This is a genomic window from Serratia sp. BNK-23, from assembly GCF_047456145.1.
In the GTDB taxonomy this organism is placed as follows: Bacteria; Pseudomonadota; Gammaproteobacteria; order Enterobacterales; family Enterobacteriaceae; genus Serratia; species Serratia nematodiphila.
Genome location: NZ_CP179900.1, coordinates 1243082 through 1255569, shown reverse-complemented (window position 1 = coordinate 1255569; position 12488 = coordinate 1243082). Strand labels below are relative to the sequence as shown.

At 60.1% G+C, this 12488-nt stretch carries 10 protein-coding genes; 6 read left to right on the top strand and 4 right to left on the bottom strand.

Annotated features, from left to right (window positions below; genetic code table 11):
- Nucleotides 1–24: 24 nt before the first annotated feature.
- The gene (locus ACMGF9_RS05880) at nucleotides 25–1137 is read right to left on the bottom strand and encodes an MDR/zinc-dependent alcohol dehydrogenase-like family protein (RefSeq protein ID WP_031300581.1); all 1113 of its coding nucleotides are present in this window, start codon (nucleotides 1135–1137) and stop codon (nucleotides 25–27) included.
- A 318-nt stretch (nucleotides 1138–1455) separates the two neighbouring features.
- Here ACMGF9_RS05880 and rpiB point away from each other — a divergent pair, with 318 nt between their 5' ends.
- The 3 genes from rpiB to tkt all read left to right on the top strand — a co-directional run bounded on the left by rpiB (nucleotide 1456) and on the right by tkt (nucleotide 5071).
- Entirely contained in the window at nucleotides 1456–1914 is a 459-nt protein-coding gene (rpiB, locus tag ACMGF9_RS05875) for a ribose 5-phosphate isomerase B (protein WP_004936593.1), read from the top strand.
- 193 nt (nucleotides 1915–2107) lie between these two features.
- Nucleotides 2108–3058, top strand: coding sequence for a transaldolase (tal, locus tag ACMGF9_RS05870; RefSeq protein WP_004936597.1), 951 nt, complete (start codon nucleotides 2108–2110; stop codon nucleotides 3056–3058).
- Between the two features lie 18 nt (nucleotides 3059–3076).
- Complete coding sequence (gene tkt, locus ACMGF9_RS05865) at nucleotides 3077–5071, top strand: transketolase (RefSeq protein ID WP_411748781.1); 1995 nt, start codon at nucleotides 3077–3079, stop codon at nucleotides 5069–5071.
- Between the two features lie 50 nt (nucleotides 5072–5121).
- On the opposite strand, the gene nudK is transcribed toward tkt, so the two are convergent.
- On the bottom strand, nucleotides 5122–5697 hold the full coding sequence (gene nudK, locus ACMGF9_RS05860) for a GDP-mannose pyrophosphatase NudK (RefSeq protein WP_019453874.1): 576 nt from the start codon (nucleotides 5695–5697) through the stop codon (nucleotides 5122–5124).
- A gap of 358 nt (nucleotides 5698–6055) precedes the next feature.
- Between nudK and narQ the strand changes: the two genes are divergently transcribed.
- Nucleotides 6056–7732 (top strand): nitrate/nitrite two-component system sensor histidine kinase NarQ, encoded by a 1677-nt coding sequence (narQ, locus tag ACMGF9_RS05855; RefSeq protein ID WP_015378697.1) that lies wholly within the window; start codon nucleotides 6056–6058, stop codon nucleotides 7730–7732.
- A gap of 161 nt (nucleotides 7733–7893) precedes the next feature.
- On the top strand, nucleotides 7894–8526 hold the full coding sequence (locus ACMGF9_RS05850) for a response regulator (RefSeq protein ID WP_015378698.1): 633 nt from the start codon (nucleotides 7894–7896) through the stop codon (nucleotides 8524–8526).
- Nucleotides 8527–8558: 32 nt separating this feature from the next.
- Here the strand turns inward: ACMGF9_RS05850 and ACMGF9_RS05845 are convergent, their stop codons facing one another.
- Nucleotides 8559–8837 (bottom strand): winged helix-turn-helix domain-containing protein, encoded by a 279-nt coding sequence (locus tag ACMGF9_RS05845; protein ID WP_004941750.1) that lies wholly within the window; start codon nucleotides 8835–8837, stop codon nucleotides 8559–8561.
- Between the two features lie 293 nt (nucleotides 8838–9130).
- Between ACMGF9_RS05845 and acrD the strand changes: the two genes are divergently transcribed.
- Complete coding sequence (gene acrD / locus ACMGF9_RS05840) at nucleotides 9131–12268, top strand: multidrug efflux RND transporter permease AcrD (protein ID WP_004941747.1); 3138 nt, start codon at nucleotides 9131–9133, stop codon at nucleotides 12266–12268.
- Between the two features lie 126 nt (nucleotides 12269–12394).
- Here the strand turns inward: acrD and ypfM are convergent, their stop codons facing one another.
- Nucleotides 12395–12454 (bottom strand): protein YpfM, encoded by a 60-nt coding sequence (ypfM, locus tag ACMGF9_RS05835; RefSeq protein WP_100396732.1) that lies wholly within the window; start codon nucleotides 12452–12454, stop codon nucleotides 12395–12397.
- Between the last annotated feature and the right edge of the window lie 34 nt (nucleotides 12455–12488).

Here is a 12488-nt window from a genome sequence, read left to right as displayed (position 1 = left end):
CGCACCCGAGGAACGACGCAGGTTTCAGAGGTTTGGATTAAGCACCACTTTGATTGAACCGATACCGCGCTTCATCAGCTCGAAACCTTCGGCGAACTGTTCCAGCGGCAACGTATGCGTCACCACGCCTTCGGTCGGCAGATCGCCATTGGCGATGCCTTCGATCACCAGCGGATAGCAGTAAGGGCCGAGGTGCGAACCGAGCACGTCCAGTTCCTTGCGGTCGCTGATGATGCTCCAGTCGACGGTCACCGGATCCTTAAACACGGAAAATTCGACGAAGGTGCCGAGCTTGCGGATCAGCGTCAGGCCCTGTTCCACGGACTTCTGTGCGCCGGTCGCCTCGATGTAGATGTCGCAGCCGTAGCCCTCGGTCATCGCTTTAACCGCGGCGGGCACGTCGTCACGGGTGGGATTGAGCGTCACATCCGCGCCGAAGCGCTTCGCCAAGGCCAGACGTTCGTCGGACAGATCCAGCACCACCAGCTTCGAGGGCCCGGATTTCTTGATGGCCCCGATCATGCCCAGCCCCAGGGTGCCGGCGCCGGCCAACACCACCACATCGCCCAGTTTGATATTGGCGCGTTGCACCGCATGGAAGGAGCAAGCATAGGGTTCGATCAGAATGGCTTTTTCGATCGGCAGGTCGGCCGGCACATGATAGTTAATCGCCTCTTTGGTGAACTTCATGTACTCGGCCATGCCGCCGTTAACGTTTTTCTGGAAACCGTACAGGTCATGCTTTTCGCACATCCAATACTGACCGCGGTTGCAGAAGCGGCATTGCCAGCAGGGAACGATTTGTTCTGATATCACGCGATCGCCGAGATTGAAGCCCTCGACGCCTTCACCGTACCCCACGACATGGCCGATGAATTCATGGCCGGGGATCATCGGCGCCTTGATGTACGCCGGTTGTTTTTCATCGCCCCAGAAGCTGGGCGCCCCTTCGAACGCTTTAACATCACCGGCGCAGATGCCGCAGGCTTCGATCTTCACCAGGATCTCTTTCGGGCCGATCGTCGGTACCGGCACCTGTTCCAGGCGGTAATCTTTCGGGGCGTACGCCACAACCGCCTTCATGATCTCGGGGATACCGGCCGCCATTTTCGCCTCTGTTATGCAGGTCTGACACATAGCACTCTCCTCTGGTAGGGAAACTTCTTTTGATCATTAACACAAACAAAGAACAAATGAACACTAACGCTATGCGTTCAATTTGCCCACAGTGAACTTATCAAAGTGTGATATCGCTCAAAAACCCGTCTCCACTAGAGTGAACAACGATTAAAAGCCCTTTTTTAGTGACTAAGATCACCTTTTACAGTGGCAAACTGAAAAGCCAGGCAAAAAACAAAAGAACACAGATTGAACATTTGATTAAACAGGGATACGGTAATGAACGTGGCGCCACCGAGGATCGCCACCCTTTTCATTACCAATCAGGAGATCGCTATGCTGCCTATCGCCATCGGCGCCGATGATGCCGCCATTGAACTGAAAGATCTGATCGTTGCCCACCTGCAACAACGGGACATCCCCGTCATTGACTACACGACGGATCGCGCCGCAGAAACGGGGATCTATCCCGATATCGCCTATCGCGTCGCGCAGGCGATACGGGAGGAAAAACATCGGCGGGGCATCCTGCTGTGCGGCACCGGCATCGGTATGAGCATCGTGGCCAATAAAGTGCCCGGCATTCGTGCGGCGCAATGTCACGATACCTACTCCGCCCAGCGGGCGCGCAAAAGCAATGATGCTCAGATCATCACGCTGGGCGCGCGGGTCATCGGTGCCGAACTGGCGAAAACCATCGTCGATGCCTGGCTGGAATCGGAGTTTGAAGGGGGAGGATCGGCGCCGAAAGTCGAGCGGATCGGCTATTACGAAAACGCGGCCGGACGGCGTTAAACCGCCTGCCGTCTCGATGGCGGTCGCGCGCAAGCCGCGCTCCGCCTGGGTTTATTCGGCATTCATTGTTATTATCCATCGCAACAATCAGAAAAAGCGCATTTTCATTCTCGATCCGATGATGCAGTGTGTTCCCCCTATGATGAAAAAGGTTCTCATTTCCCTACATTGAGCTTGGTCAAGGAGCTTATCAATGAATCAATTAGACGCACTCAAGCAGCTGACCACGGTGGTCGCCGACAGCGGCGATATCGAATCCATCCGCCAGTTCGAACCCCAGGACGCCACCACCAACCCTTCGCTGATCCTGAAAGCCGCCGCGCTGCCGCAGTACAAGGCGCTGATCACCGAAGCGTTGGAGTATGCCCGCCGCCAGGGCGGCAGCAAGGAAACCCAGCTGATCAACGCCAGCGATAAGCTGGCGGTCAATATCGGCGTCGAGATCCTCAAAAGCGTGCCGGGCCGCATCTCCACCGAAGTGGACGCCCGCCTGTCGTTCGACCGCGGCATGTGCGTCGCCAAAGCGCGCAAACTGATCGCCATGTACCAAGAACAAGGCATCGACAAATCGCGCATCCTGATCAAACTGGCTTCCACCTGGGAAGGCATCAAAGCCGCCGAAGAGCTGGAAAAAGAAGGCATCAACACCAACCTGACGCTGCTGTTCTCCTTCGCCCAGGCCCGCGCCTGCGCCGAAGCCGGCGTGTATCTGATCTCGCCGTTCGTCGGCCGCATCTATGACTGGTACCAGGCCAAACAGCCTGCCGCCGACTACGACGCCGATCAGGATCCGGGCGTGAAATCGGTGCGCACCATCTATGAATACTACAAGCGTCATCGTTACCAGACGGTGATCATGGGCGCCAGCTTCCGCAAGGTTGAGCAGATCCTGGCGCTGGCCGGCTGCGATCGCCTGACCATCGCGCCAAACCTGCTGGAACAGCTGAAAAACAGCGAGCAGCCGGTCGAACGCAAGTTGACCCCGTCTACCGAGGGCTTCCACCAACCTGCCCCGCTGGCCGAAGCGGAGTTCCGCTGGCTGCACAATCAGGACGCCATGGCGGTGGAAAAACTCGCCGAAGGCATTCGCCTGTTCGCCGTCGACCAGCAGAAGCTGGAAGACATGTTGGCCGCTCAACTGTAATCGCACTGGAGTTTCGTTATGTCTTCTCGTAAAGAGCTTGCCAACGCCATCCGCGCACTCAGCATGGACGCCGTACAAAAAGCAAATTCCGGCCACCCGGGGGCCCCTATGGGCATGGCGGACATCGCCGAAGTCCTGTGGCGTGACTACCTCAACCACAACCCGACTAACCCGCACTGGGCTGACCGCGACCGTTTCGTGCTCTCCAACGGCCACGGCTCCATGTTGATTTACAGCCTCCTGCACCTCACCGGCTACGACCTGCCGATGCGCGAGCTGGAAAACTTCCGTCAGCTGCATTCCAAAACCCCGGGCCACCCGGAGTACGGCTACACCCCGGGCGTTGAAACCACCACCGGCCCGCTGGGCCAGGGCATCGCCAACGCCGTCGGTTTCGCCATCGCCGAACGCACCCTGGCGGCGCAGTTCAACCGCCCTGGCCACGACATCGTCGACCACCACACCTACGCCTTCATGGGCGACGGCTGCATGATGGAAGGCATCTCGCACGAAGTCTGCTCCCTGGCCGGCACCCTCAAGCTCGGCAAGCTGACCGCCTTCTACGATGACAACGGCATCTCCATCGACGGCCACGTCGACGGCTGGTTCACCGACGACACCGCCCTGCGCTTCGAAGCCTACGGCTGGCACGTGGTGCGCAACGTCGACGGCCACAACCCGGACGCCATCAAGGCGGCGATTGAAGAAGCCCGCAAGGTGACCGACAAGCCGTCGCTGCTGATGTGCAAGACCGTTATCGGCTTTGGTTCGCCGAACAAGGCCGGCACCCATGACGTGCACGGTGCCGCGCTGGGCGCCGCCGAAGTGGCCGCCACCCGCGAAGCGCTGGGCTGGAAATACGCCGCCTTTGAAATCCCGCAGGACATCTACGCCCAGTGGGACGCCAAAGAAGCCGGTCAGGCCAAGGAAGCGGCCTGGAACGACAAGTTCGCCGCCTACGCCAGGGCCTTCCCGGAACTGGCCGCCGAGTTCAAGCGCCGCATGAACGGCGAGCTGCCGGCCGACTGGAAAGCCGACGCCAGGGCGTTCGTGGAAAAACTGCAGGCCAACCCGGCCAACATCGCCAGCCGCAAGGCGTCGCAGAACGCGCTGGAAGCGTTCGGCAAGGTGCTGCCGGAGTTCCTGGGCGGCTCCGCCGACCTGGCGCCGAGCAACCTGACCATGTGGTCCGGCTCGAAAGCGCTGAACGTTGACCCGGCGGGCAACTACATTCATTACGGCGTGCGCGAGTTCGGCATGACCGCCATCACCAACGGCATCGCGCTGCACGGCGGTTTCCTGCCGTACTCGGCGACCTTCCTGATGTTCGTGGAATACGCCCGCAACGCGGTGCGCATGGCGGCGCTGATGAAGCTGCGCAACGTGTTCGTCTACACCCACGACTCCATCGGTCTGGGCGAAGACGGCCCGACCCACCAGCCGGTGGAGCAGCTGGCGAGCCTGCGCGTGACCCCGAACATGAGCACCTGGCGCCCGTGCGACCAGGTGGAATCGGCGGTGGCGTGGCAGTACGGCATCGAGCGCAACGACGGCCCGACCACGCTGGTGTTCTCGCGCCAGAACCTGACCCAGCAGCCGCGCACCGCAGAGCAGCTGGCGAACGTGTACCGCGGCGGCTACGTGCTGAAAGACTGCGCGGGCACGCCGGACGTCATCCTGATTGCCACCGGCTCCGAAGTGGGCATCACGGTGGAAGCGGCGGACAAACTGACCGCGGCGGGCCGCAAGGTGCGCGTGGTGTCGATGCCGTCGACCGACGCGTTCGACAAGCAGGATGCGGCGTACCGTGAGTCGGTGCTGCCGGCGGCGGTGACGGCGCGCGTGGCGGTGGAAGCGGGTATCGCGGACTACTGGTACAAGTACGTGGGCCTGAACGGCGCCATCGTGGGCATGACCACCTTCGGTGAGTCGGCGCCGGCGGAGCAGCTGTTCGCCGAGTTCGGCTTCACCGTGGACAACGTGGTGGCCAAGGCGAAGGCGCTGCTGAAGTAAGCGGTCTGGCGCCAGCCGATAAAAAAGCCGGTCATCATGACCGGCTTTTTTTATTCCATCACCCGATGAATCTGCAAATACTGCAGCAGCATGATGGTCTTGCCGTCTTTAATCCGGCCATCGGCGATCATCGCCACCGCTTCGCTGAACGGCAGTTCGATCACTTCGATATCTTCATCTTCAATGCCGCCGCCGGCCGCGCGCCGCTCATCGTCATGGTATTCGGCGATAAAGAAGTGCACGATCTCGGTCACGCCGCCCGGCGACATGTAGGCTTCGAAGATTTTTTTGACCTCGCCCACCTGAAAACCGGTCTCTTCCACCGCTTCGCGGCGCGCGCACTGCTCCGGCGAATCGGCGTCCAGCAGGCCGGCGCAGGCCTCGAGCAGCATGCCGCTTTCGTTGCCGTTGACATAGGTCGGCATGCGGAACTGGTTGGTCAACACCACCGTGCCCTTGGCGCGGTTGTACAGCAAAATGGTGGCGCCGTTGCCGCGATCGTAAACCTCGCGCATCTGTTGCACCGAACCGCCATTTTTGCGTTTCAGATCAAACGTGTACTTGTGCAGCACATACCAGTTGTCCGACAACAGCTCTTTCTTCACATTCTCAATTTTCGACGACATGACCCTTTTTCCTTGAGTTGCAACGTGAAAATCATACCGCGATTACGCTGCGCCGCAGCAGACGATTTGCAACAAAAATCACAACGCCTCTCCGGGCAAACCAGGATTAAAAATACATCGTGGGCAGACGCATAATCTGACAGACGAATTGCATCCGCAAAGACAAATCCTCAGTGGAAACCGAGCTGCGGCTGAACATCGGCGGGCATTTCGCTATTCATTTGATTACACGACGACAATTGTTCCCGTTTTGTTGACAACTTGATACAAATCGCGGTGCAATTTAGTTGCAAAAGTTATAGTTTTGCTTTCGAATGAAACTGGCGCAGCCCTCACCTGAGAGAAAAGGATTCCGTGATTGCTTGTTAAACGTTCCGTGACCGGCAGCCTGGCCAGGGCGCTGTTCGGCATCGTGATACTGTCGGTGCTCGCCACCGGGTTGGCGTTGACGACCGTCGCCGGCAGCCAGAGCGATGCCGAGGCGATCAACATTGCCGGTTCGCTGCGCATGCAAAGCTACCGCCTGGCCTTTGATCTCGATCGACAGAGCCCGGAGCTGGAGCTGCACCTGCAGCAGTACCGACAATCTTTGCAGGCGCCGGCGCTGCAAAAGCTGGCGCGCTTTTACGTCCCGGCCGAGGTGCGCAACCACTATCTGGCGCTGCAACGAACATGGCAAGCGATGGAGCGGCAGATCCGTGACGGGCAAGCGGCCGCCTACCGGGCGGAGGTCGCCGGCTACGTCAACCGTGTCGATCATTTTGTTTCCGCTCTGCAGCGTTATTCCGAGTTGAAACTCACCCTGGTGGCCGCCGTCAGCGTGCTGGGCTACGCCGCCATCATCGGTCTGGTGCTGTTTTGCATCCGCTTTATGCGCCGCCAGGTGGTCATGCCGCTGCAGCATCTGGTCGACGCCAGCCAGCGCGTGCAACAGCGCGACTTTCGCCACCCGCAGCTGGACGTGGCGCTGCCGAACGAGCTCGGCGTGCTGTCGCAAACCTTCAGCGCCATGTCTGACGAGCTGGCCCGGCTCTATCAGTCGCTGGAGCTGAAAGTGCAGGAAAAAACCCAGCGCCTGCAGCAGGCCAACGAAACGCTGGAGGTGCTGTATCGCTGTTCACAGGCGCTGAGCGTGCGCCAGATCGATCAGCAGGCATTCGAGAATGTGCTGCGCATCGTGCGCCAAAGCGAACGACTGCGCTGCATCCGGTTGAACGTGGCGGACGATCATGGCCAGTGGCAACTGAACGAAGGAGAGCCGGCGCCGGCGCAAACCTGGAGCGCGCTGCCGATCACCCAAGGCGATAAACTGCTGGGTGAATTGCGATGGCAGCCCGAAGCGCAGCCGCCGCATCCTCACCTGATGCAGAGCCTGGCCAACATGCTGGGGCGTGGCGTCTACTTCAACCGGGCGCAAAAGCAGCACCAATATCTGCTGTTGATGGAAGAACGTGGGACCATCGCCCGCGAGCTGCACGATTCGCTGGCGCAGACGCTGTCGTTCCTACGCATCCAGCTGACGCTGCTCCGGCGCGCCGCCGACGATCCGGCGGCGCAGACGATTATCGACGATTTCGATCGCACGCTGGCCGATGCCTATCGCCAGCTGAGAGAATTACTGGCCACCTTCCGCCTCAACATTCAGGAGGCGGATCTGAATGCCGCGCTGGAGCAACTGCTGCAGCCATTAAAGGCGCTAACCACCGCGCGGATTCAGTTACACTGTCGGCTGCCCTCGCAGGCGCTCAACGCCCAGCAGCAGGTGCACGCGCTGCAGATCGTGCGCGAGGCGGTGCTCAATGCCGTCAAGCACGCAGGAGCGAGCGAGATCGCGGTGTGTTGCGAGGTCAACGCCGCAGGCGACAACGTATTCAGCATTACCGACGACGGTTGCGGTATCGCCAGTCTGGAAGAACCGGAAGGGCATTACGGCTTGACCATCATGAGCGAACGCGCGGCGCGACTGGGAGGAACGCTGCGCATCCGGCGCAGAAGCCGCGGCGGCACGGCGGTCTGCCTGACATTCTCGCCCTGACCTTGCGGCTGTTCACTCTGCGTTACGGTTGCCGCCGGGCAGAAGGCCGCCCGGAGAGGTTTGCGGTGCAGAATGCCGCTATTTTTGAAGAGACAGTCCCACTGTGAAGCACGCCTCCGGGCGCGTTTGAGTGGCTTTACTTGCTACAGGGAGCATATTTCATGGTGATGAAGCAATACCGAGTCATGATCGTTGACGATCATCCGTTGATGCGGCGCGGCATCAAACAACTGCTGGGACTGGATGCGCGATTTGGCGTGGTGGCAGAGGCCGGCAACGGCAGCGAGGCTGTTGCGCTGGCGCTGCAGCACGCGCCGGACGTGATCTTGTTGGATCTGAACATGAAGGGCATGTCCGGGCTGGATACGCTGCAGGCTCTGCGCGACGAAGGCGTGGACGCACGCATCATCGTGCTGACGGTCTCCGACGCGCGCAGCGATCTGTATGCGCTGATCGACGCCGGCGCCGACGGTTATCTGCTGAAAGACAGTGAACCGGAGCAGCTGCTGGAACACATCAGCGCCGCCGCCGAGGGGCAAAACGTGATCAGCGACGCCATGGCCGACTATTTGCTGGCGCGCAGCGAGCAGCGCGATCCCTTCACCGCCTTGACCGAACGCGAACTGGACGTCTTGCAAGAGGTGGCGCGCGGCCTGTCCAACAAACAGGTGGCGGCGCAATTGCATATCTCTGAAGAAACCGTGAAGGTGCACATCCGCAACATACTGCGCAAGCTGGACGTGCGTTCTCGCGTGGCGGCGACGGTGATGTACCTGGAGTACAAAAGCCACTGATCGCCCCGCCCCGGCCAATACGCCGGGGCCGCTTACTCGATGGCGCTGAGCAGCGCCTGATGGTGCTGATGCACCCAACTCTTGTTGAACGGCCCCCAGCTTTCCAACTGATAAAAACCGTCGTTGTTGCGCACGCCCTGCTGCACGAACTGCAGCTCGACGCCCATGCCGGGCAGCGCCTTCAGCACATCCTGCAACGTGCGGCGCGGCCAGCCGGTCAGCGCCATCAACCGCGGCACATTGGGCCGCTCACTGTGGCTGATCAGCCAGCATAAATAAAGCCGACGGGCAAATACCGGGTTAATTCCCATGCCAAGCTCCTGCTGTAAGGTGGATCCAGTTTTTATTTTTCGGCTCCCTGCGGCGAAGACATGCGCAAGGCCTTTGATAGTAATAAAAATGTCTTAATAGCGTACAATTATCGACACCGGGGCACCCACGCCGTTTCCCGCTACCGTTATTTACACTATCTCCTTTTTTTCTCCACGCTTTCCTCGACTATCCCGAGTAAAGTGCAATAGCGCCGGAATCCTTCCCTGCCGCTGAAATGCATATTTCCGATGCGTTTTAAAGATAGAACAAGTCATAACGAGGTTCGCGCTGCATGGCCAATTTTTTTATTGATCGCCCGATTTTCGCCTGGGTGCTGGCAATTATTCTTTGCCTGACCGGGGCATTGGCGATTTTTTCTTTACCGGTAGAACAATACCCGAATTTGGCGCCGCCGAACGTGCGCATCAGCGCAACTTATCCAGGCGCCTCGGCGCAAACGCTGGAAAACACCGTCACGCAGATCATTGAACAGAATATGACCGGCCTCGACAACATGATGTATATGTCGTCGCAGAGCACCAATACCGGCCAGGCGACCGTCACGCTGACGTTCGAAGCCGGCACCGATCCCAACGAGGCGATGCAGCAGGTGCAAAACCAGCTGCAGGCGGCGATCAAACGTTTGCCGCAGGCGGTGCAGAATCAAGGGGTCACGGTCTCGAAATCCGGCGACACTACGCTGATGATGGTGGCGTTCGTCTCCACCGACAACAGCATGGACAAGCAGGACATCGCCGATTACATCGTCTCCAACCTGCAGGATCCGCTCAGCCGCATCAACGGCGTCGGCAGCATGGACGTGTATGGCTCACAATACGCCATGCGCATCTGGCTCGATCCCAACAAGCTCAACAGCTATCAGCTCACGACCCAGGACGTGGTCAAGGCCATTCAGTCGCAGAACGCCCAGGTGGCGGTCGGCCAGTTGGGCGGCACGCCGTCGGTCGATAAACAGGCGCTGAACGCCACCATCAACGCCCAGTCGCAGCTCCAGACGCCGGAACAGTTCCGCCAGATCACCCTGCGGGTCAATCAGGACGGTTCGCTGGTGACGCTGGGCAACGTCGCCACCGTTGAGTTGGGCGGCGAGAACTACAACTACCTCAGCCGCTACAACGGCATGCAGGCCGCCGGCATGAACATCAAGCTGGCCTCCGGCGCCAACGAACTGCAGACCGACCAGTTGGTGAAGGACAAGATCGCCGAGCTGTCACAATACTTCCCGCACGGGCTGGAGGCCAAAGTGGCCTATGAAACCACCCCGTTCGTCAAAGCCTCGATCAAGGACGTGGTGAAAACGCTGCTGGAGGCCATCCTGCTGGTGTTCCTGGTGATGTATCTGTTCCTGCAGAACTTCCGCGCCACGCTGATCCCCACCATCGCCGTGCCGGTGGTGCTGATGGGCACTTTCGCCATCCTCTCCGCCTGCGGCTTCAGCATCAACACCCTCACCATGTTCGCCATGGTGCTGGCGATCGGCCTGCTGGTGGACGACGCCATCGTGGTGGTGGAGAACGTCGAGCGCGTGATGAGCGAGGAAGGCTTGCCGCCGCGAGAGGCCACGCGCAAATCCATGGGGCAAATCCAGAGCGCGCTGGTCGGCATCGCCCTGGTGCTGTCGGCGGTGTTCGTGCCGATGGCGTTCTTCGGCGGCACCACCGGCGCCATCTATCGCCAGTTCTCCATCACCATCGTCTCCGCCATGGTGCTGTCGGTGCTGGTGGCGATGATCCTGACCCCGGCCCTGTGCGCGACGCTGCTTAAACCGATCGCCAAAGGGCACCATCACGGCAAGCGCGGCTTCTTCGGCTGGTTCAACCGCATGTTCAACCGCAATGCCGATCGCTATGAGCGCGGCGTGGGGCGCATTCTGCACGCCAGCGGCCGCTACATGGTGATTTATCTGCTGTTGCTCGGCGGCATGGCGCTGCTGTTCATCAAGCTGCCGACCTCGTTCCTGCCGCAGGAAGACCGCGGCATCTTCACCGTACAGGTGCAGTTGCCGGCGGGCTCGACCCTGCAGCAAACCTCCAAAGTGGTGGAAAAGGTCGAGCGGTACTTCCTCACCGAAGAGAAACAGGACGTTTTGTCGGTGTTCGCCATCATCGGCTCCGGGCCCGGCGGCAACGGCCAAAACGTGGCGCGCCTGTTCGTACGGCTGAAAGACTGGGATCTGCGCACCTCGGGTGCCAACAGCTCGTTCGACATCATCGACCGCGCCACGCTGGCATTCAACAAGATTAACGAAGCCCGGGTGATCGCCAGCAGCCCGCCGGCGATCACCGGTCTCGGCAACTCCTCCGGCTTCGACATGGAGTTGGAAGACCACGCCGGGCTCGGCCACGCCAAACTGATGGCGGCGCGCGATCAGCTGCTGCAGCTGGCGGCGCAAAACCCGCTGCTGTCGCGCGTGCGCCACAACGGCCTGGACGACAGCCCGCAGCTGCAAATCGATATCGATCAACGCAAGGCTCAGGCGCTGGGCGTATCGATCGACGACATCAACAATACCCTCTCCACCGCCTGGGGCTCGACCTACGTCAACGACTTCGTCGACCGCGGCCGGGTGAAAAAAGTCTACGTGCAGGCCGCGGCGCCGTTCCGCATGCTGCCGGATGACATCAACAAATGGTATGTGCGCAACAGCGCGGGCGGCATGGTGCCGTTCTCGGCCTTCGCCAGCTCGCACTGGGAGTACGGTTCGCCGCGGCTGGAGCGCTATAACGGCAGTTCGGCGCTGGAGATCGTCGGCGAGGCGGCCAACGGCGTCAGCACCGGCACCGCCATGGCGGAAATGGAAAAACTGGTCAGCCAACTGCCGACCGGTTTCGGGCTGGAATGGACGGCGATGTCCTATCAGGAACGGCTGTCCGGCTCGCAGGCGCCGGCGCTGTACGCCATCTCGCTGCTGGTGGTGTTCCTGTGCCTGGCGGCGCTGTACGAAAGCTGGTCGATACCGTTCTCGGTGATGCTGGTGGTGCCGCTGGGGGTGATCGGCGCGGTCGCCGCCACCTGGCTGCGCGGCCTGGAGAACGACGTCTATTTCCAGGTCGGCCTGTTGACCATCATTGGGCTGTCGGCGAAAAACGCCATTCTGATCGTCGAGTTCGCCAATGAGCTGAACCATAAAGGGCAGGATCTGATGTCGGCGACGCTCGACGCGTCCCGCATGCGCCTGCGACCGATCCTGATGACCTCGCTGGCGTTCATCTTCGGCGTGCTGCCGATGGCTACCAGCAGCGGCGCCGGTTCCGGCAGCCAGCATGCGGTCGGCACCGGGGTGATGGGCGGCATGATCTCCGCCACCCTGCTGGCGATTTTCTTCGTGCCATTGTTCTTTGTGCTGGTTCGCCGCCGTTTCCCGGGTAAAGCGCATCCGGCAGGCAATACGCCGGCCACCGGGGACTGATCCGCGAGATATAAAAAAAGCAGCGTCGGGTTACCGATGCTGCTTTATTTCGAACGAAAATCTCGTTCCCAAGGTGTTTCAGTGACTTTCCAATGACTCAACCTTGCCATCTGCTTCAACGCTGTGTCAGTTGCCCAACATCTCATCAATGAAGTCTTTCCAGTTTCCTAATTCACGATCAACCATAATACTTTACAACCTCAATTATTTGACGAAGCGG

Excerpts from the sequence above, each read along its gene's own strand:
- rpiB (WP_004936593.1), top strand. The coding sequence starts at position 1,456 with ATGCTGCCTATCGCCATCGGCGCCGATGATGCCGCCATTGAACTGAAA.
- ACMGF9_RS05850 (WP_015378698.1), top strand. The coding sequence starts at position 7,894 with ATGGTGATGAAGCAATACCGAGTCATGATCGTTGACGATCATCCGTTG.
- acrD (WP_004941747.1), top strand. The coding sequence starts at position 9,131 with ATGGCCAATTTTTTTATTGATCGCCCGATTTTCGCCTGGGTGCTGGCA.
- tal (WP_004936597.1), top strand. The coding sequence starts at position 2,108 with ATGAATCAATTAGACGCACTCAAGCAGCTGACCACGGTGGTCGCCGAC.
- tkt (WP_411748781.1), top strand. The coding sequence starts at position 3,077 with ATGTCTTCTCGTAAAGAGCTTGCCAACGCCATCCGCGCACTCAGCATG.
- ACMGF9_RS05845 (WP_004941750.1), bottom strand. The coding sequence starts at position 8,837 with ATGGGAATTAACCCGGTATTTGCCCGTCGGCTTTATTTATGCTGGCTG.
- ACMGF9_RS05880 (WP_031300581.1), bottom strand. The coding sequence starts at position 1,137 with ATGTGTCAGACCTGCATAACAGAGGCGAAAATGGCGGCCGGTATCCCC.
- nudK (WP_019453874.1), bottom strand. The coding sequence starts at position 5,697 with ATGTCGTCGAAAATTGAGAATGTGAAGAAAGAGCTGTTGTCGGACAAC.